This is a genomic window from Cytobacillus pseudoceanisediminis (genome assembly GCF_023516215.1).
Taxonomy (GTDB): domain Bacteria; phylum Bacillota; class Bacilli; order Bacillales; family Cytobacillaceae; genus Cytobacillus; species Cytobacillus pseudoceanisediminis.
Genome location: NZ_CP097349.1, coordinates 3842186 through 3862368, shown reverse-complemented (window position 1 = coordinate 3862368; position 20183 = coordinate 3842186). Strand labels below are relative to the sequence as shown.

Below are 20183 nucleotides of genomic sequence, written 5' to 3'. Positions count from 1 at the left end.
AGATGTTAGGGGATTTATTATAATGGAAGCGATTATGCTAGGCATCAATATTATTTTAATGGGAGTATCGGTGTTTTTTGCCTATCGATACTTTTCATTAAAACACCATCTCCATATTCATAAGGAAATAATAAATGGAATGGAAGAATTATCAGCAGGTAAAATTGCAGCGAAGGTTGATGAACGAAGCTCTAAACATGCTGTATTTAATGGGCTAATCGACTATTTCGGCCTTGTAAGGGAAAAGTTTTTTCCTATTCAAAAGATGTTCATGAAAAAGGTGAAAATCTTACTGAAGTCGGTGAATATGCTTCTGAAAAAGCGGATATTGTTAGAGCGGCAATTGATGAGGTAGGCAGAGGGTTGACGAAACAATTGGCAGCAACAGAAGAAAGTGCTGCATCTATGGAGGAAATGACACAGGCTATCGAAGATCTATCCGTGAGATCCCTTCAGATTTCAGAACAATCGAATACTACCTTAGAACTGACGCAGGAAGGAAACGAGAAGCTAAAGGATTCCTTAGATAAAATGAATCAGTTTAATCAAACGGTAAATATAACATTTGATGCCATAAATAAACTCGGAGAAAAATCTCATGAAATCGGCACGATTGTAAAAGTGATTACAGGGATTTCAGAACAAATTAATTTATTGGCATTGAATGCGGCCATAGAAGCGGCCCGTGCGGGAGAGCATGGCAAAGGATTTGCAGTCGTTGCTGATGAGGTTCGAAAATTGGCCGAACAATCACGGCAGTCTTCCTCTGAAGTATCAAACATTGTAAAGAATATACAGGAGGAAACTGGGATAGTCGTGAACTCCATGCAGCAGGGAACAGAGGAATTGAAAGATACAAATACCACCCTTGTAGAAGTTGGGTCCATGTTCAAACAAATTCTGGCTACTACAAAAATTATTGCTGAAAATAATGAAAACTCTTCTGCGAGTACACAGGAATTATCTTCTGCTTCGCAGCAGATCATGGCAACAATTGTTGAGATTGCCTCAATCTCACGGGAATCTGTTGAAATGTTTGAGGAGCTAATCGAAATTAGTGATGATGAACTGACTGCAATGCAAAAACTTGTCCAGGTAGCAAAGAATCTTGTAGAGCTAACAGATGATGTAAACAAGTTAATATTTGTATGGAATCATGGTGCTGAAACAGAGGCAGCTCATGGTCAAATTGCTGATAAAAAGCTCAGTGCAGCAGTATAAAGATCGTTGCTTTGCTGGCTGATTAATATAAAGGTGCTTCTTTCAGGTAAATGCAGCCTGTGGGAAGCTTCCCTTTGATGCCCGAATTAGTCCTTATAAAAGAAAGGATCAATAAATATTACAGTATTCCTTCTGTTTAATAGGGAATATTTTTATGGCAGCAAGGTTGCCAAAAGGCTTAATTAGGCACTGATTTGTCCACCTGTGTGGACTTTTTTATTGGATCTTTAGATAAAACTGCTTCAAGAAAAAGCATCCAGGAGGTACAGGATGAAGGAAATACAAAAGTTATTTCCCAGTATGGATGGGAATGAACTCCAAAGAGAGGAATTATTGTCTTACTTTAAGACGATCTTAACGAAAATAGATGAGTTAAAGGATCCCAACAAACTAACACTGGGAATAATGCCCGAGTACTCAGAGGATTACTATAATCGTATCATTGAAAAGGCCGATGTTCCGAAAAAGGGTGTGCCGATAGAACAAGTGATTCAGGAGCTTCTTAAATTGGCAGAAGGACACCGCTACGTCAATCGAAATTATGTAGCCAACGCAGCGCCCCTTCCGAATATAGCCAGTATGATCGGGAACTTAGTAATGGTCCTGGTCAATGGGAACAATCTTTGGGATGTGGAAGGACCGGCTGCGGCTGCAGCAGAAATCGAAATAACCAGTATGCTATCCAAATTAATCGGATACGATGAGAGCATTAGTGCAGGGTATACAACCTGGGGAGGACAAGGCGCTGTTTTTAATTCTTTGCGACTTGCCATTGCACGGTACGCTCCGTCTTCAAATGAAAATGGTGTACCGCAAAATCTCTATTGCTTCTGTTCAGAGCTATCACACTATAGTCTGTATAAGTCTGTAGAAGCTGCAGGGATTGGCGTGAAAAACATGATTCGGATAAAAGCGAATGCTGATCATTCTATGAATCTCGACGATTTAAAAGAGAAAATGGCGCTTGTTATTGCCAAAGGCGGTGTTCCTCTTTATGTACTTGCCACAATGGGAACGACTGATACATTTGGGGTTGATGACATTGAGGGGATTAAGCGGATAGCAGAAGACTTGGAACGCACCCATGGCGTATTTCCGATCTATATCCATGCAGATTCGGCCATGGGCGGCATGTATACCTTCTTTAACCATTACGATTTTGAAAGCAACCCTCTGAGATTTGAAGACAATGTTAAGAAGGTTTTAAGATCCTATCAGCATAAGTTCAAACAGATAAAGCTTGCAGATAGTATGGTCTTTGATTTCCATAAGCTTGGACAAACCCCATATATCACAAGTTTATTTTTAATTAAAAACAGAGAATATCTTAAGTATGTAGACTTAGATGCAGCGGAAACGCCTTATGTTGGGAATCGTGGGTATGGCAGCTATCATACAGGCTTCACACTGGAATGCTCGCGGATGGGAAGTGCTTTGGCGATTTATGCATCGTTATTAGCATTTGGAATGGAAGGCTATCAAGAGCTTTTGGCCAATTATATCCGTGTCAATATTGCATTTAGAGAGATGTTAACAAGAGAAGTTTCGAATGTGGCAGTAACGAATGAAATTTCTCCTATTACAACATTCCGCTTTTACCCTGAAAAGACTGAATGGGATAATGAATTGAACGGACATTTACCTGTGGAAGAAATAATGGAAATTAATCAATTTAATGACGAGTTTGCAGAGGTAATTGGTGCTGAACGAAATACTGTCTTTTTTGGAAATACAAAAAAGCAGCGACTTGTGGAAGCGGCAGACTCAAACAAGCAGCTGCCGGTGTACGCACATAAATTTTTCTCGATCTCTCCCTACTCTACGATAGAAGAGGTCGACCGTTATGTCGGATTCTTAAAAGAACACTTGGAGATTTTCCTGAAAATGAGAAATCACAAGTATAGTATTATAGGTTCCTAATGAAGTAAATCCAGCAATAGGCTGGAAAATATTAATGGAGGCTTCCCATAAACTGATTGTGGGAAGCTTCTTCTTTGTTTAATAGTAATGGCTACGGAATTCTTCTGCCAGTTTCTCCATGTATTCCCCTGGATAGCAGCCGATCCGATTCATCTAAGAATTGCACGGATTGTCGCGTTGTTTCTTCGTTTTGCAGCAATACAGATTTATACGCCTCTGTCACCTGCTGAAGCTGCCTATTTAAAGCATTCAATTTATTGATGAAATCAAGGACATTATTCTCCCCAATAGTGGATGGAAGGGTTGGCTGGAGTCCGTTAGCGGAGGTTTGAAGGTTGGTGAGTGCCTGTTCTATATCACTTATCCTTAGCTTAATCTCGGTATCCATTCTCAGTACCTCCTTATTATTTCTTCGACCTCTCCGCTGCAAGCTGCGCTTCCAGGGAAGCAATCGTTTGTTTGATAGAATAGATTTCCTGCTGGATCTGCTGCAGCTTCCGGTCTATGGCTGAAAACACCTCAAGAAACTGATTTGATTCGATGTCAGTGTAACTCGCAAGCATTTGTTCAAACCGGATGTCCTCAAATTCACCTGCCAGCTTTCCCTGCCAGGTGAAAGGAGAAAGATCCGGCTTTGTGACGGTATGCCGATAGTGGTTAAACTCCTGCTGTTTTCCTTGAAGCTCTCCCTTACAGGCCAGCAGTCGCTGAAGCTTGTTTTGTTTCTTCGCCAATAAACTGTAGTAATATCCTAAAGACATGAAAAATCACCTCTATATACTGCAATTTTCATATTATACATCCATAAAATAGAATCCATTTTACTATATCACAGGGAAATAATGTAATAATGATACGATTTTCTCATTTTGATTATTGTGTCGATGGGTAATTATTACTGTATTATACAAAAGTGTAAAAATAATCCTATTCGTGATAAAATTACTCTTATTTTTGGTGTAAAGTATAAATTATGGAAAATGCTAGTGAGGGGCTCTTAGAAGTACCTCTATTGCAGTTGTCGAATGGCAGGAGGCGATTTATACTGAAGGTATTAGATGCACGGGAGTTGCATAGCGGATTGAAGGAGCTTCATTCCAGTCTGTACTCCTTAGAAGAGCAGATAAGAAACATTGCACGTGATGTAGAAGGTATCACTTCGCTTGAGGACTCCTTTCGGGGAGAGGGAGCAGCCGCTATTCAGGCTTTTTTTCGTGAATGTCATTCTCCTTTTCTCTTATTTTTTGAAGGTTTTCTTGCAGACTATCAAAATACTTTAAAAAGAATAGCTACTTCACTTCAGATGCTCGAGCCGGCAAGCAATGGATTCATCCGTCAGAGCTTTTGGATGGAGAAGCGGCACAGGGCCTGGTAAAAACAGAATCTATCACCACAAGCCTAACAGAAGAGACAAATGCGGTGATGCAGAAAGTTTCTGATATTGTCAGTCTCCCTCACCTGCAGGATGGGGAGTTTTCGGCACATGTAAGGAGAGCGGAACTTCACCGGCGAAATACGGTTGATGACCTTATTACCTTTGACGGCCAGCAAACACTGGCACTTGATCCAATTGAGCAGGATCTTCACCTGATGCAGACCTACATCGATGAAATCTCCAGCCACTTTCAGAGTGGAAATCTTAGTATATCCGGCTATTCCGTTAAGCAGCTTCACTCCAGCCCAATCTATGGAGAGCTTTTAGAAGGCATCAGGCATAAAGCAGGAAATTCCATGCGCTCACCGGAATTCCTTAAAGAACTGGGCATAACTGCCCTGAGTCAGATGCTGCCGCCTGGTGCTTATTCCATTTGGGCTATCTGGCAGAGTAACTACGAAAACAAGACCATCCAATATCAGTTAAGAGCTTTGAAATCTTTGGCAAAGCTAAACGATAAAGAAATCAGCCCAGAGGAATTCACCTCTTTGAGCGGCAGAGAGATCCTGACTGTTGAAGTTATAGATGAACACGGCATAGGCAGTCAGAACCAGGGCGGCAAGTTCCATCTATATGATGATGGCCGGATCGTCAGAGAGTACTATGCTGAAAAAGGAAAAGCTTACGAGTTCGTTGATTCCATTCCAGAAGATCGCGTGGGAGGAGTACGGGAACTGGACTCCATAGCTGATGGAACCCCGCTTGAAATTCTCGAATACCTGTCGCTGGCGGCTGTTGTCCGAAAACAAGGAACCAAGGTTATACGGAAAAGCATCAATAAGGCAGACTTTGATGCGCTTGTCAGGATATTGAAAGAGGAAAAGGGCCATGTGGTTTTGCCGGGGAAGAAGGATGGAAAGAGAATTGATAATGCTGAAAATATAAAGGACAGAACCAAATTAACTGTCGATGATATACCTACTGCAAAGAGTGGGAACTTCAATAGATTCTTCAATTCCCTAACAAGTAGTGAACTAAATGAACTTTGGAAAGATAAAAAGATTAGAAAGAAAATTGAACGTCAGCTTAGAGAGCCTGGAGGTTTACACGAGTGGCACTTAGTTTCAAGAGCTCCGCAATTTAAGCATTGGAACATTAGTGCTGAAGAGATTAAAGATTTACGAACAGCTATATCTGATGTTAAGTTTGTCAATCCAAACGGTGTTCATGGAGGGTTAGGTTCAACTAAAGCACATAATGAATTATTGGCAATAATAGATACATCTAACGATTATAATTCATTTGTTGACGACTTAATAATTGGGCTAATTATAGACTTGAGGGTGGGGTTTCGTCTTTACCGGATGATCTGAGATTAAAATAGGAGGATACTATAATGGAAAAACAAGGATGGGTTTCTATTTGGTTAGGTAATATTAAAGAAGAAGACTCTATAGAAAAGTATGTAGATTTAACCTATGATGAGGATGGTGAGTCTGTCCCATCCAAATTTTTTATCGATTTTAATATTGATATGGATGAAACAGATGAGGATACTATAGAGAAAGTAGTTTATAAGAATAGCAGTAGTGATATTTCGACATTATTAGATGGGTGTTCGTATGAAGAAATTATTATCCCAAAAATCAAGAAAAGTATAGACCTTAAAAATTCATATAATGCCGTAATCCTGATATATAATTTTGAGTATAACAATGAAATTACTTCAACTGATGCTTTTGACTTTATTGCCGCTACAAATTATGAGTAAAACAAAGCTTAATAAGTATTAAGAATGAAGAATAGACGAAGTTGATGGATAAGACACAGATATTACTATTCTTTAAGTAATGCTTTATTATACGGAAAAAGAATATATTCAGTAAGGCATTGTAGGCAATCCAATAAAGAAGCATTATTAATAAATCACCAGGTGAAGTAGTTGGGATTTCTAAAAATATAATATATTTTTTTGAACCTTGAATCGGCTATGCCTTTCAAGGTTTTTCGTTTAATATGTCCCAAACATTCCCCCTCCATATGTAATGAATTTGCCCAAGCCAAACCCATTTTCACGCATATAAAAATAGTGTAAGCCATATATAGAGGAAATGGAGGTATGAACGGATGTACCCTTACAGAGGCCCCTATCAGCCGCAGGATCAGCGGTTTTTTGGATTCTTTGGTCTGCCCTTTTTAGGCGGGTTAGCAGGAGGTTTATTGGGCACTGCTTTATTCTACCCGCGTCCATATTATTGGTATCCTCCACCGCCGCCGCTTTATTACCCGCGACCTTGCTGTGGACCAGGATTTGGATACCCTTATTAATAAATATCAGGGGAAGCTCATAAAGGGGCTTTCCCTTTTGAATTCGGCAATGATTTACCTGCTGAATTCAGGAGGAATAATAGGTTTATTATGAAAATGAGGATGGCCGGCGGCATGCCGTGGCTGAGATGCTTGATAAGGCAGAAAATGAATCAGATTAATAACACAAGTTTGTGTAACGGCTAATGAATTTTCCTAAGAATATATTTGAGTGACTCTTCATATATGATGAAAGTCTTAACTAATAAGGAAAATGTAGGATATTTATTATTCAGAATATTAATTCTTTTAGCAGATTTACATCCTCCTATTAAAAAGGCATGATAGAAATAATTCGGATATCGAATTAATAGATCAGAGGAGGCTTAAAAATGAAGAAGAAATCATTATGGAAAGTACTTAGTTCAGCAGCACTGGCAGCAGCGATTCTCGTACCCCAAGTCGGCTTTGCTGAGGGCGCAAAGCCTGTGACAGAAGAAAATGTATCAATTAATGGTTTTGTTGATTATGAAGAATTAAAGAGAAAGTTAACTCAAATTGAAAAATCATCGAACGGCCTGGTTCAGGTTGAATCTGCGGGAAAAACGAATCAGGGGAGAGATATCTTTACAGCACGTGTAGGCCATGGAGATAAAGTGGTACTAGTGCAGAGCGAAATTCATGGCAATGAAAAGACCGGCACTGTCGCGTTGCTGAATATTCTTCAATATTTGGGGTCAAGTCAATCAGCAGATGCGAAAAGGATTAGAGAAGAATTAACGATTGTCGCAATCCCGATGATGAATGCCGATGGTTCCGAATTGGACAGGCGCGGCAATGTAATGACCTGGGAAGAGGTTCAGGAACAGTTTCCTCAATTACATAATGCACAGCCCACCTGGAATTATTACACACGCAGCCTTCAGGGGGACGACTATTCTGCAGCACCAGGATTCGATGTAAACCGTGACTTTAACCCGGATTTAAATTATGTTCCGAAGGCGGAGGACTTCCCTGGCAATTCAAGCACTCCAGGCTGGTATATTACGCCTGAATCGCAAACAGTCCGGGATGTTTATAAGAGTCTTCAAGAGGAATTTGGTCATGTTGAAGTCTTTTTAGATCTTCATCACCAGAATTTCTATAAGATTGAAGGAACAGATGAAGATGTAACAATGTCCATTTCAGCAGACTTTGTTCCGGATCCAAGTTCTGCGGAGGGTGCAAAATATAGCCAATATGCGGAGAATTACCGCTTTGATTTTTCACGCCAGTTAAACGTCGCCCTTTATGATGCACTTCAGGAAAAAGGAAATTCAGTGTTTACCAATATTTCTTTATATGACCAGGAGTTAGACTTGCCTGGAACTGCCTTGGGCTCCTTTGCCTTGAACGGCAGCGGGGTTGTCCTATTTGAGGTAAAAGGGCAGACACATAACTATGGACAAAAGATGAAAGGTCAGCTGGTTAAGACAGTAGAAACAGGTGTCATGGGGATTATCAATGGTGTGGCAGATGGCAGTGTGTATGATTTGAATCCGGATGAATATAATGAAATCCCTAACAGGGTGCCAATTCGTTAACATAGTCAAAAGAAGCTGAGTCCCAATGGGAATCAGCTTCATTCTTACTGCAGTCGATCTGGTACACTATCAGTCGTTTCTTCTGCGACTTCTGTAAAAATATCCTCTTCGTTTTCAGGAACCATATGGACAGAGAAGCCCTTGGCAAAGGCGGGTTCCAGTAAATGAATCAGCTGCTGGACATCAGCCTGCAGCTGAAGGAATTCCTTTTTCGTTACAGGCTGGGCTTCTTCTTTTAATTCATAGCCCACTTGTCCGTTCGCCTCCAGGGTTGCCCATCTTACATCGCTGATAACTGCAACATTATGCTGACGCAGCTTCATTTCAAGCTGGTCCACAGTAAACCGGAGTTTTCTCAGATTCTGTTCATTTAATTTTCCATCTTCTATGATAATTTTGGATTGCCCAGTGATAAACTTCTCAAATTTGTCTGATTTCATTTGTGCATATTCCATGACAACTAGGGTGAGTACAAGGATGAGTCCTACTGCAAGAGTAGTCCAAATGCTTTCCCCTGAAACCGGTTCAATTAATAGTGAACCGATGCCAATCATGATTACTACCTGAGCTAATGTCATCTGTGAAATAGACTTTCTGCCAGCGATCCTTAATAACAGGGTGCCCCCGATGACGACAAGGATTGAGTTCCAAATCCAATCGAATTCCAATCTCATCCCTCCCTATATTTTATTATAGTCTTTCGCAAATAGAGCCTTCTAAAACTGTTAATGTCAATTTATCTAACAAAAAGTGGGATTAGCTATTGTTACCTACTTATTAAACGTGTTAATATCAAAATATTATAAAAATTTTAAAAACTGAATGACTGTCGGGGGGATATTTGGATGAAGAAAATGTTAGCCATCCTAGCAAGCAGCGCATTATTAATGCTGGCTGCCTGTGGATCAGGAAATGAGGAAACCAGCGGGGAATCGTCAGAAAAGAAAACCGTAAAAATCGGGATCACGCAAATTGTGGAGCACCCATCATTGGATTCTGCGAGAGAGGGATTTATTGCCGCATTGAAAGATGCTGGTTATGAAGAAGGAAAAAATCTTAAAATCGACTTCCAAAACGCCCAGGGGGATATGAACAATAATATGTCCATTGCCCAGAACCTGGTAGCGGACAAGAATGATTTGATTCTTGCTATCGCGACTGCCAGTGCACAATCAGTTGTGCAATCCACAAAGGATATTCCAATCCTTTTTACAGCCATCACTGATCCTGTTGGTGCTGAGCTTGTGGAAAGCATGGAAAAGCCAGGCGGGAATGCAACGGGTACATCTGATACACATCCGGATGCCATCAAAAAAACGATTGACTCCATTAATACATTTGTACCGGAAGCCAAGAAGGTCGGCATCATCTACAATGATGGGGAGCCAAACTCAGTAGTAAATGTTAAGCATGCGAAAGAAGCCATCGAGGCAGCAGGACTTGAAGCGGTTGAAACGACTATTTCAACAAGCTCCGAGGTAAAGCAGGCTGCAGAATCCTTAGTCGGCCGTGCTGACGTGTTCTACATCCCTAAGGACAATACAGTTGTATCTGCCCTTGAATCTGTGCTGAACGTAGCCAATGAGAAAGACATTCCAGCATTTGTTGGAGAAAGCGATTCGGTTAAACGGGGCGGATTTGCTTCCTATGGTTTTGAGTATCATGATCTTGGATACTCTACTGGCCAAATGGCCGTTGATATCCTTGAAGGCAAAAAGCCTGGTGAGATTCCTGTTGGCTACCCTGAAAGTCTTGAGCTGGTGATTAACAAAAAAGCAGCTGAGGAGCAGGGAGTCGCTTTAACGGATGAAATGCTGAAGGATGCTAAGGTGGTTGAGGAATAAATAGGTTGTTAAAAGATACAGCGATTCAGCTGTATCTTTTTTTTGCTTTAAGAACACGGAAATTTTTTCTTGAAAATGATTCAAAAGAACTACAAAAGCCGGAAGGGTGATTTTAGGAAAAAAAGGGCTCAACAAAGTTTAATTAAAATATAAATAATAAGGTAATTCTGCCTATAAAATACAATTGGGGGTTTATAGATTAATAGGAATAAAACCACAGACATAATTCGACAAGGCCACTCAAGCGATTTGACGAGTTTTGACTGCCATGATAGTAATAAAAAGGTAGAAAATTTGAATTTTAAAATGAGTGAATAACAAAAAATTAGAAAAAACCTATGAAAAAAATACCAATTTTGGTTTAAGTATCTCGAAATTGGGTATTGGTGGGTATAAATAACTGTTTTGTTATTTTTTGCAAGTAAGTAATTGACCTTTTAATTGTGTATTTTTACAATAATAGTAACCTATTGAAAAGGAGAGATTTGAATGTCAGGAGTTATTCGCGTTACACCAGCAGAATTAGTAGGCATGTCTAACCGTTATAATGGAGAAAGCAGCCAGGTTGGGGATCAGATTGTCCGTTTGGATAATATGATTCGTGAACTGGAAGGTGCATGGGAAGGGGAAGCAAGCAGAGCGTTTGCTGAACAATACCAATCTTTAAGACCTTCATTTGTTCAAATGCAGCAATTATTAGAGGATATCTCTGTTCAGCTTAATAATACTGCAAGAGCTCTTGAGGATGCTGATAACCAGATTGCTGGCCAAATCCGCGGCTAATTTCATCTGAATCAATAAAGTGGAGAAGGAGCGCTACATTCATCAGATGAAAAGCGCTCTTTTTTTGTACTAAATTAGCAAATTTTCACTTTGGTAATTTGTCTAGCTCCAGCGCCTACCCCCTCGAGGTGTCGAGGGTGATCGAGGCGCTTGCGCTTTTCTAGTGGGGTGTTGAATATGTACATAGAATTAACAATTGATCTGAAAAATTATGAAGTTGAACCTTTTGATCTCCGTCTATCTAACTATCACTCTGTTAAAAAAGTAGTTGATATTGTTTGGCAAGCTAAGTCGATTCCTCAGCCGCCCCGGGAAGGCTATTGGGTCAGAATTCCTAACAAGCAAATGATTCTGTCAGGAAACGATAAGCTGGCAGAAAAGGGGATTACCACTGGGGACCGTTTCGAAATTTTATAAAGGAGCATTAAAAAATGTCAGAAAAGAGTCAAACCTACCTTGAAGAGCAGCTTGAAGCGGTTGTCGAAACAGATCATCAATCCCTTACCATTCTTTTTCAAAGAGAGAAAATAAAAGCTGATGCTGCTGCGGAATTGGAATTGCTCAAAGCTATGGATTCAGCTATAAAAAGGGATGTCCATTTAACAGAGGATGAACTGCGCCTCGTCCTGCAAATTCCCTCAAATTATTTAACCTTTTCCAAATTAAAAAAGAAAGACCAAAGAAGCAGATGGATCTTTTCTTCACAGCTCCTCAAGCTTGTGAAAAGTCATCCATATACCAGACTGCATCTCATTGTTTGTCCGGAAAATTTAGTGGCTGATGAAAGCCTGTCGCCGCATTTGCTTCACTATGGTGTGAAAGAAAGCCTTCCGCCTTATGAAGCCAATCATGAAAAACTCTGGATGGAATTGAAAGCGACCGTTGCAGCTGCTGTAGATGGAAAGCATTCCTTCCGGGATTACCTTAGACTCCATGAAACCATTGAACTGTCGCCTGCAGCGGCTAGTGTGATCAAAGCCAAGGATGAAAATGAATTGTCAGAAGTCATCCGGACTAATATTGAAATGCTTGAAAAGAAAGATAAGGAATATGTTAAGGTTCCGCAGAAAAAATGGAAAGCCACAAGGTATTCTGCTTGGGGTCTGCTGATTGCTTTATTGCCTTTCCTTGCTTTCAGTCTATATTCCCTTTTCTTTACACAGCCTAAACAGGCAGCATTTATTAATAGCCAGGAACACTTCTTGAAAAGCCAATATAGTGAAGTCGTTTCTGAATTATCCAATTATGATATTGATCAGATGCCGCGAGTCGTGCAATACGAACTTGCGCAGTCTTACATAATAAATGAAGCATTGACGGAAGACCAGAAAGAGAATGTCCAAAATACCATCACCCTGCAGACAGATCCTCTTTACTATCATTACTGGATTCATATTGGGAGGGGAGATGCTAAGGAAGCTCTCGATATCTCACGGGATCTTGAGGATAGAGAATTAATTCTATTTGCATTGATTAAATACCGGGAAGTTATCAAAGTAGATGATAGTCTTGAATCTGATGAAAAACAGCAGAAAATTGACGAAATTCAAGCTGAGATTGATGAGTATATAGAGGAACAGAAAGCTCAGGAGGAAGAGGAGAAGCGTCTTCAGGAAGAGCAAAGTAACAGCAGTGATAATGAGCAGGCTGTAAAACAAGAGCCTGAACAGAAGGCTGCAGAAGAGCAAAAGCCTGCAGATTCAAAGGCAGCTGAAACATCTGCTGAAAAGCCAGCCGAAAAGCAGGAAGAGGCAGCAAAGACAAAACCAAATTAAGATAGACAGGAGGTGGAGAGATGGAACAGTTATGGTTGTTTTACAGCGATTACTGCCAGCAGCTGTCTATGCCATTTGAAAATAGCAGCACGATCACCATAGGCCCAGAGCTTGAACAGCTGGTGACAATAAGGGATTTCCCTTTCACAAAAGGGGCTGTGTCAATAGAAAGGCACGACAGCTCCTATGAAGTGAGGCAAAATGAGTCAGTTCTCGGAAAGCTAAATGACGGGGAACCCTTCCAGCTAAATGATGAAGGGAAGACCCTGACGATAATCGTAACCTCTGAAAATATGAATAGCCAGACCTACTATTCTGGCTATCAAAAGCAAATAGAATTTTCCTCGGAAAACCCAGAAGCATCGATTTATAAAAAGAACGGCATTTTAATGGATGCAAGCCATTCCTTCGAACTGATTAAAACAAATAACGGCTGGATGGCAGAACCACAGTCAGGACAGCTCTATGTAAACGGAAAAAGAGCCGTAGAGAGAATTTTTCTTGAAATCGGGGATGTGCTGTTCTTCCCATTTATGTCTATTCGAATACAAGAAGAGGATCTATTCCAGATCGACAGCATTGAAAGCTATGAATCTAAGCTTCCGATTACCATCAGGCCGCAATCAGAGATGGCAAAGAAATATCCGCTCTATCGCCGAACGCCCAGAATGATCTATGAGATGCCGGATGAGAAAGTTTCTCTATCCTTCCCGTCACAGGAGCCTGATGATTCCAATCGGGGGTTATGGATGATCATTATGCCGCCGCTGATTATGCTGATCGTGATGGGCATCGTGGCTCTGATTCAGCCAAGAGGAATTTTTATTATCATTTCAATGGTCATGTTCATGACCACGTTAGTCACATCTACCGTTCAGTACTTTAAGGATAAAAGCAATCAAAAGAAGCGGAAAGAGCGCAGACATCGAGTGTATACTGCCTATCTGGAAGAGAAGAGGAAAGAGCTGCAGGCACTGTCTGACCAGCAGAGGCATGTTCTGGAATTCCACTTTCCCTCTTTTGAGAAAATGAAATACTTCACAAGCCATATATCCGACCGGATTTGGGAAAGACCCCTTGCGAGTTTTGATTTTCTGCAGTTCAGGCTTGGAACCGGTAATGTGCCAGCGAGTTATGAAGTTAAGGTCAGCTCTGGGGATATGGCTAACCGTGAAATTGATGACCTGCTTGAACAGTCACAGCAGATGGAAAAAGTTTATAAGGAAGTTAGAAATGTGCCAGTCGTGGCTGACCTTGCTAAGGGGCCAATCGGACTGATCGGAAAAGAGTCGGTTGTTAAGAATGAGATACACCAGATCATTGGACAGCTGGCGTTTTTCCACAGCTATCATGATGTACGGTTTGTATTTATTTTTAATGAAAAGGAATATAAGAAATGGGAATGGCTGAAATGGCTTCCGCATTTCCAGATGCCGCATGCACATGCAAAAGGGCTGATATATAACGAACAAACGAGGGATCAGCTGTTATCTTCCATTTATGAAATCCTGCGGGAAAGGGATTTGGATGAAAATAAGGAAAAGCAGGTGTATTCTCCGCATCTGGTGTTTATCATTACTAACCAGCAGCTGATTGCAGATCATGTGATTCTGGAGTATTTGGAGGGCGACCACTCCAACATGGGGATCTCCGTTATTACTGCAGCTGATTCAAAGGAAAGCCTGCATGATAATATTCAAACACTTGTCAGATATGTCAATCAGGAAGAAGGAGACATTCTGATTCAGGACAAAAAGGCCGTGAGCATCCCATTTAGGCTCGATGCTCATCAGAAGAAGGGAAATGAGGAATTTTCCCGTCTGTTAAGAACGCTTGATCATCAGGTTGGAATGACCAATTCCATTCCAAATAGCGTTTCGTTCCTGGAAATGATGAAAGTAAAGGAAGTGGGAAAACTTCCAATCAAGCAGAATTGGCTTACAAAAGAGTCTTCCAGATCATTGGCGGTACCAATTGGCTTAAAAGGAAAGGAAGATCTGTCGCTTTTGAATCTTCATGAAAAGGCGCATGGCCCGCACGGACTGCTGGCTGGGACAACGGGATCGGGTAAGAGTGAATTCCTGCAGACCTATATTCTTTCACTTGCAGTTCACTTCCATCCACATGAGGTCGCTTTCCTGCTGATTGACTACAAAGGCGGGGGAATGGCTCAGCCGTTTAAGAACATGCCGCATCTTCTTGGAACCATTACGAATATTGAAGGAAGCAAAAACTTCAGTTCAAGAGCGCTAGCCTCAATCAAAAGTGAATTGAAAAGACGGCAGAGGCTTTTTGATCAATACCAGGTGAATCACATCAATGATTACACAGACCTTTATAAAAACAAGATGGCAAAGGAACCGCTGCCGCATTTGTTTTTAATTTCCGATGAGTTTGCAGAGCTTAAGAGTGAAGAGCCAGAATTCATCAGGGAGCTTGTCAGTGCTGCACGAATTGGGCGAAGCCTGGGGGTGCATTTAATTCTGGCAACCCAAAAGCCAGGCGGTGTCATTGATGAACAGATCTGGAGCAATGCCCGTTTCCGGGTAGCTTTAAAGGTTCAGGACACAGATGACAGTCGGGAGATCATCAAAAACGGAGATGCAGCAGCTATTACCGTAACCGGACGCGGCTACCTGCAAGTCGGCAATAATGAAGTCTATGAGCTCTTCCAATCTGCATGGAGCGGGGCGCCTTATTTGGATGACTCCTCAGAGACAGAGGATGAAATTGCAATCGTAACCGACTTGGGCCTTGTGCCATTATCGGATGTTAATTCACGCCAAGGAAAGAAAAAAGGCGGAAAAACAGAAATTGAAGCAGTGGTGGAGGAAATTGAAGCAGCACAGTCTTCGATGGGCATTAAAAAGCTTAGAAGTCCGTGGCTTCCGCCTCTTGAAGGGCGTTTAAGCAGGAAGCTCCACCGCGCTGAAGAGAATCATGAGATTCATTTAGGGATGGTGGATGAGCCTGAGAAGCAGAGCCAGTATCCATTGAGCTATCAAATCATAGAGGATGGTAATGTGGGGGTATTTGGCTCCTCAGGTTATGGAAAATCCCATACGATTATGACAATGCTTCTCAGCATTGCCGAAAAGCGAACTCCGGAAGAAGCCCATTATTATATTTTTGATTTTGGAAATGGCTCACTTCTTCCGCTAAGACAGCTGCCGCATACGGCCGACTTCTTCCTGATGGATGAAGAACGTAAAATTGAAAAGTTCATGAATCTGATCAAGGATGAAATTGCCCGCAGAAAGCTATTGTTTCAGCAGCAGGAAGTCAGCGGAATTAAGATGTACAATTCGATGAGCAGCGAGAAATTGCCGCTCGTATATATCACATTTGATAACTTTGATTTAGTAAAAGAAGAAATGCAGGAGCTTGAAACACAAATCAATCAGATTGCCAGGGACGGACAGTCACTCGGCATTTATATGATTTTTGCTGCGACGCGGATCAATTCGATCAGACAGTCGCTTATGAACAACCTTAAAACGAAGGTTGTCCATTATTTGATGGACAGCAGCGAGGCATACTCCGTACTGGGAAGGGTTCCGTTCGCACCTGAGCCTATACCGGGAAGAGCCATTATTAAAATGGAAGAGGCATATTTCTCACAGGTATTCTTGCCGGCAGATGGCAAGGATGATTTTGAGATTATAGAAGCCATCCGGGAAGACATCCAGGAACTGAAAGAGAAATACAAGGACTGCAGGCTGCCTGAAGAGGTGCCGATGCTTCCAGCAGAGCTTAATACGATTAACTTTACCCGCTACACTAATGGAGCTGTTCAGCCGGGACTTGTGCCTGTTGGCCTTGATGAGGAATCTGTAAAACCTGTATATGCGAACTTCAATAAAACGAAACACTGCATCATCCTGGGGCAGGCCCAAAAAGGAAAGACAAATGTTCTTAAGCTCATGATCAATCACATGCTTGTTCAGGATGCAGAGTCCGTCGGTATTTTCGATTCCTTTGACAGAGGATTATCATCCTATGCCAGCGAGGAAAAGTCGGTTTATATCGAGACAAAGGAACAGATCAGCGATTGGGCAGCACAGGTGGAAGAACAATTATCCCTCAGGGAAAAAGAATATCTAAACGCAATCCAGCATGGCAAGACCGATATAGAGTTTTCGCCAATCGTACTGGCTGTGGATGGATACTCCCGTTTTGCGCAGACATTAGATAACAGTCTGCAGGAAAGAATGGCAAGGCTGATGAAAAACGGCAGCCATCTGGGCTTTAGTGTCATCGTTACGGGCAGCAATAATGAACTGACAAAAGGATACGATTCCTTAACAGCAGAAATCAAACAGATCCGCCAGGCGATCGTTCTGATGAAGAAATCGGAGCAGACGCTGTTTACCCTTCCATACGACCGGAAAGAGGCAGAGATCCAGCCGGGATATGGTTATTACGTTATAAACGGAAAGGAATTAAAAATTCAAATTCCTTTATGTGCCACTGAAAGGAAGGTCTTAGCATGACAGCCAAAACAAAATACATCGTGAAAATGGTTTTGGTGATGCTTCTGATTATCGCCGCGCCAGCCATCTTTTTTGGCTCCATTGGCGATAATCCTCTGCTAGTCAGGGAGAATGCCACAAGAACCATAGCTGTTGTTAATGAAGATACAGGCGCTGACAAGGAAGAGAAGTCACTTGATTTTGGAGAGGAAATTACATCGATTCTGCAGGACGGCTCACAGTATGAATGGACCGTCATTGGCAGGAGTGCTGCAGAGAATGGGTTGAAAAATACCAAGTATGACGCAGTCGTTTATATTCCATCCAACTTTTCAAAGAACATCATGTCCTATGAAAGCAAGCAGCCTGAAAAAGCAAGTTTTGAATATACGGTGCAGAACCAGCTGAACTCACTGAACCGGGAAAAGGTTCTGCGTGAGATCCAGACTGCCACCAACCGTGTTAATGGAAAGATTTCAACATTGTATTGGACCTATGTATCCCAGGACCTTGAAAATGTGAAATCCCAGTTCGATACCATTTTACAAAAAGAAATAGACTTCCAGAATGCAATGCTCGCTTTCTATAAGCCTAGTTCAAAGAACCTGGCAGAGGAAATTGAACAGCAGCGCAATATGCTGGAGAGCATTCAATCGACAGTGAAGACTACTGCCGAAAGCACTACTGAGGGTGAAAACAACCTCAGCCAATTTGAAGAGAACCTTGGCTCGTTTGTACAGTTTGTAGATCAGTATAAAGAATACCAGGATAATCAGCAAAATATCCTTCAAAAAATGCAGGATGAAAATGTAGTCAATATTCAAGCTGTTGCGGGAAAACAGCAGCCAACTTATTCTGAGGCACTTAGTGTATTGAATAAGGGGAATCAGGAATTGGCTGGCGGGATTGATAGTGTGGAAAAGCAGCTTGAGGAGAATAGTGAAGTGTTTGGTGATTTATCGGCTATCCGTAACGATCAGGTAGGTCGACAAATGAATGCTTTAAAAACATATTTTCAAGAACAAGAAGCAGCTTCATTCAATAAAGCAGCTGAAAATATCGGGTTATTGAAAGGGGAACTATCCAATGGACAACAACCGGGAAATCCAGGTGCAGGATCAGGAACAGCATCTAACAAAAATCCTGGGGGAGCCAAAGCTAATTCTATAACAGCGGCCAGTTTAGAAGCCCCATCTTTACTTGGTATGGAAGAGGAAAGAAATGAAATTTTAAGCGTTGAAAAAGAGATTACAAATTTGAAAACATCTTTAGAGACGATAGAAGGTACCAAGCCGGAACAAGTTGTTTCTGCTTTGACTGTGTTACCTGCTTTATCCCAGCGCCTAATAGCAGTAGAGCAAAAACTGGCAGCGAAGGATTCTGGAGAAAACCCGCTGCAAAAAATAGTTGAGGAACTTCAGAAAGTAAATGCCAAATTAATTGAAGACCTTACCAACCTGGATGCAGCTTATAAAAGTTTAGAGGAAGAAAAGAATAGCCTCTTAGATCAGCTTGGGGCTTCAATGAGTTTCTCTTCTATGATCAATCTTATAGAGGAGAAAGAACAGCAAATCATAGAACTCGGTTTTAACTTAGCTGCTTTTAATAATGAAATTACGAATACTAAACCTGTAAAAATGATGGAGTATTATGCCTCACTTATTCAGTATGAAGATTTAATAAAAAATTCGTACAGTCAAAATCCTGAAAAGGTGGAAGAGCTTGTACAGAAATTAAATTCTATAGTAGCTGTGAATGAGGAAGAACAAAAGGTGTGGGATAACCTGAACACAGCAATACCATCATCTCAGCAAAAGCTGACAGACCTCGAAGGTCAGTTTACTGCATTCTTCACAGATTACAATAAAAAAATTAAAGAACAGCAAGCAGCAATCGAGACAGATTTAAACGCTCTCCAAGAGAATGCCAATTCAGTAAGAGAGCAAATTCAAACATCATCAACGAATACACCAGTTCCTGTAGATAGCATCGACGGTACTTCTGTGATGGTCAAACAGGAAGGAATCAGCCAAAGAATGCTGATGATTAATGATCTTGTTGGGTCTATCGGGGAGAACCAAAGCAATATCGTGTCCTATACAAGTGAGCTTGAGCAAAAGGTGCAAAGTGTCCAGCAGGATGCAGATACACTGAATTCCAAGTGGGGCTCGAACGTAGAGACGACTCAGATGTTCCGGGATGATATTTACAACCTTCTTGGTAATACCTATGTGAATGGCCAAAAGAATGGCCCGGTATACGAACAATTATCCAATCCGCTTCAAATCAGCGGAGAAACAGCTGCAAAGAAAGAAGAAAGCAAGCTGCCGCCGGTTGTTGTGTTGGCCATTGTTCTGCTCAGCAGCTTAATGATCGGATACTTCAGCCATTATTTCAAAAATGCGCCGATGCTTGTCCATGCTTCCATGTTTGTACTGCTGAATCTTATTGTTGGTCTGATTATCAGCATATTTGGCCTTAATATTTACTCAATGGAACAGGATCGGGCTATTGAGTGGACGATATTCACCATATTGCTGCTGACTGCGGCTTCAGCCATTGTGCTGGCAGGATTCAAGATCGGCAATCTGGCAGGATGGATTTTGAGCGTTGGTCTCATTGCCTTCTTCATTAGTCCGTTCCTGGCTCTTACAGCACCGAATATTAACTATGAAGATCCAATGTCCAAGGTATATATGTCCATCCAGTATGATTCGCAATCACTGTTTGTTCCGGCTATTCTCATACTGCTTGGCATCATAGCCTTCCTTGCCATCATTCCATTTGCAGTCCGGTCGATAAAAGACCTGCGTACAAAAAGGGATGAGGATCAGGCTTATGAAGCTTAAAAGATTTATTAAAATCATTCTGTTGATCCCGGCGATTTGGCTGATAGCTGGCCA

General features: G+C 41.4%; 15 protein-coding genes and 1 pseudogene. 13 read left to right on the top strand and 3 right to left on the bottom strand.

Annotated features, from left to right (window positions below; all coding sequences use genetic code 11):
• Positions 1-22 precede the first annotated feature (22 nt).
• The 3 genes from M5V91_RS20800 to M5V91_RS20790 all read left to right on the top strand — a co-directional run bounded on the left by M5V91_RS20800 (position 23) and on the right by M5V91_RS20790 (position 3141).
• The gene (locus tag M5V91_RS20800; RefSeq protein WP_284521486.1) at positions 23-355 is read left to right on the top strand and encodes a hypothetical protein; all 333 of its coding nucleotides are present in this window, start codon (positions 23-25) and stop codon (positions 353-355) included.
• 8 nt (positions 356-363) lie between these two features.
• Positions 364-1221 carry a methyl-accepting chemotaxis protein gene (locus M5V91_RS20795; protein ID WP_284521485.1) on the top strand — a complete coding sequence of 286 codons (858 nt, stop codon included), beginning with the start codon at positions 364-366 and terminating at the stop codon, positions 1219-1221.
• Between the two features lie 270 nt (positions 1222-1491).
• Positions 1492-3141 carry a pyridoxal phosphate-dependent decarboxylase family protein gene (locus M5V91_RS20790; protein ID WP_251175689.1) on the top strand — a complete coding sequence of 550 codons (1650 nt, stop codon included), beginning with the start codon at positions 1492-1494 and terminating at the stop codon, positions 3139-3141.
• Positions 3142-3232: 91 nt separating this feature from the next.
• Here M5V91_RS20790 and M5V91_RS20785 read toward each other — a convergent pair whose 3' ends face one another.
• Together M5V91_RS20785 and M5V91_RS20780 are read right to left on the bottom strand one after the other, a co-directional pair.
• The gene (locus tag M5V91_RS20785) at positions 3233-3529 is read right to left on the bottom strand and encodes a YwqI/YxiC family protein (RefSeq protein ID WP_217027770.1); all 297 of its coding nucleotides are present in this window, start codon (positions 3527-3529) and stop codon (positions 3233-3235) included.
• 16 nt (positions 3530-3545) lie between these two features.
• A complete protein-coding gene (locus M5V91_RS20780; RefSeq protein WP_251175688.1) occupies positions 3546-3902 on the bottom strand; it encodes a YwqH-like family protein in 357 nt (118 codons plus the stop codon).
• Positions 3903-4114: 212 nt separating this feature from the next.
• Between M5V91_RS20780 and M5V91_RS20770 the strand changes: the two are divergent.
• The 4 genes and pseudogenes from M5V91_RS20770 to M5V91_RS20755 all read left to right on the top strand — a co-directional run bounded on the left by M5V91_RS20770 (position 4115) and on the right by M5V91_RS20755 (position 8406).
• Positions 4115-5889, top strand: a pseudogene (locus M5V91_RS20770) (ribonuclease YeeF family protein).
• A 23-nt stretch (positions 5890-5912) separates the two neighbouring features.
• Complete coding sequence (locus tag M5V91_RS20765; protein WP_071158480.1) at positions 5913-6287, top strand: immunity 22 family protein; 375 nt, start codon at positions 5913-5915, stop codon at positions 6285-6287.
• Between the two features lie 356 nt (positions 6288-6643).
• Positions 6644-6844 (top strand): hypothetical protein, encoded by a 201-nt coding sequence (locus M5V91_RS20760; RefSeq protein WP_009336204.1) that lies wholly within the window; start codon positions 6644-6646, stop codon positions 6842-6844.
• 371 nt (positions 6845-7215) lie between these two features.
• Positions 7216-8406, top strand: a complete 1191-nt coding sequence (locus M5V91_RS20755) for a M14 family zinc carboxypeptidase (protein WP_009336203.1) — start codon at positions 7216-7218, stop codon at positions 8404-8406.
• A 44-nt stretch (positions 8407-8450) separates the two neighbouring features.
• On the opposite strand, the gene M5V91_RS20750 is transcribed toward M5V91_RS20755, so the two are convergent.
• Positions 8451-9074, bottom strand: a complete 624-nt coding sequence (locus tag M5V91_RS20750) for a DUF421 domain-containing protein (RefSeq protein WP_019382379.1) — start codon at positions 9072-9074, stop codon at positions 8451-8453.
• 177 nt (positions 9075-9251) lie between these two features.
• Between M5V91_RS20750 and M5V91_RS20745 the strand changes: the two genes are divergently transcribed.
• The 6 genes from M5V91_RS20745 (at position 9252) to esaA (ending at position 20129) form a co-directional block, all read left to right on the top strand.
• Positions 9252-10250, top strand: coding sequence for an ABC transporter substrate-binding protein (locus M5V91_RS20745; protein WP_019382380.1), 999 nt, complete (start codon positions 9252-9254; stop codon positions 10248-10250).
• 489 nt (positions 10251-10739) lie between these two features.
• Positions 10740-11033: a WXG100 family type VII secretion target gene (locus M5V91_RS20740; protein ID WP_009336200.1), complete on the top strand. Its 294-nt coding sequence runs from the start codon at positions 10740-10742 to the stop codon at positions 11031-11033.
• A gap of 177 nt (positions 11034-11210) precedes the next feature.
• Positions 11211-11450 (top strand): ESX secretion system protein YukD, encoded by a 240-nt coding sequence (gene yukD / locus M5V91_RS20735; protein ID WP_019382382.1) that lies wholly within the window; start codon positions 11211-11213, stop codon positions 11448-11450.
• A gap of 14 nt (positions 11451-11464) precedes the next feature.
• Positions 11465-12808 carry a type VII secretion protein EssB gene (gene essB, locus M5V91_RS20730; protein ID WP_251175686.1) on the top strand — a complete coding sequence of 448 codons (1344 nt, stop codon included), beginning with the start codon at positions 11465-11467 and terminating at the stop codon, positions 12806-12808.
• 20 nt (positions 12809-12828) lie between these two features.
• On the top strand, positions 12829-17301 hold the full coding sequence (gene essC / locus M5V91_RS20725; protein WP_251175685.1) for a type VII secretion protein EssC: 4473 nt from the start codon (positions 12829-12831) through the stop codon (positions 17299-17301).
• Entirely contained in the window at positions 17298-20129 is a 2832-nt protein-coding gene (esaA, locus tag M5V91_RS20720) for a type VII secretion protein EsaA (protein ID WP_251175684.1), read from the top strand. Before essC ends, esaA begins: the two co-directional genes overlap by 4 nt.
• Positions 20130-20183: the final 54 nt, after the last annotated feature.

What these genes read in the sequence shown, in the direction of transcription:
- M5V91_RS20785 (WP_217027770.1), bottom strand. Translation starts at nt 3,529, where the DNA reads ATGGATACCGAGATTAAGCTAAGGATAAGTGATATAGAACAGGCACTC.
- essC (WP_251175685.1), top strand. Translation starts at nt 12,829, where the DNA reads ATGGAACAGTTATGGTTGTTTTACAGCGATTACTGCCAGCAGCTGTCT.
- M5V91_RS20745 (WP_019382380.1), top strand. Translation starts at nt 9,252, where the DNA reads ATGAAGAAAATGTTAGCCATCCTAGCAAGCAGCGCATTATTAATGCTG.
- M5V91_RS20790 (WP_251175689.1), top strand. Translation starts at nt 1,492, where the DNA reads ATGAAGGAAATACAAAAGTTATTTCCCAGTATGGATGGGAATGAACTC.
- M5V91_RS20780 (WP_251175688.1), bottom strand. Translation starts at nt 3,902, where the DNA reads ATGTCTTTAGGATATTACTACAGTTTATTGGCGAAGAAACAAAACAAG.
- M5V91_RS20800 (WP_284521486.1), top strand. Translation starts at nt 23, where the DNA reads ATGGAAGCGATTATGCTAGGCATCAATATTATTTTAATGGGAGTATCG.
- M5V91_RS20760 (WP_009336204.1), top strand. Translation starts at nt 6,644, where the DNA reads ATGTACCCTTACAGAGGCCCCTATCAGCCGCAGGATCAGCGGTTTTTT.
- essB (WP_251175686.1), top strand. Translation starts at nt 11,465, where the DNA reads ATGTCAGAAAAGAGTCAAACCTACCTTGAAGAGCAGCTTGAAGCGGTT.
- M5V91_RS20765 (WP_071158480.1), top strand. Translation starts at nt 5,913, where the DNA reads ATGGAAAAACAAGGATGGGTTTCTATTTGGTTAGGTAATATTAAAGAA.
- esaA (WP_251175684.1), top strand. Translation starts at nt 17,298, where the DNA reads ATGACAGCCAAAACAAAATACATCGTGAAAATGGTTTTGGTGATGCTT.
- yukD (WP_019382382.1), top strand. Translation starts at nt 11,211, where the DNA reads ATGTACATAGAATTAACAATTGATCTGAAAAATTATGAAGTTGAACCT.
- M5V91_RS20755 (WP_009336203.1), top strand. Translation starts at nt 7,216, where the DNA reads ATGAAGAAGAAATCATTATGGAAAGTACTTAGTTCAGCAGCACTGGCA.
- M5V91_RS20740 (WP_009336200.1), top strand. Translation starts at nt 10,740, where the DNA reads ATGTCAGGAGTTATTCGCGTTACACCAGCAGAATTAGTAGGCATGTCT.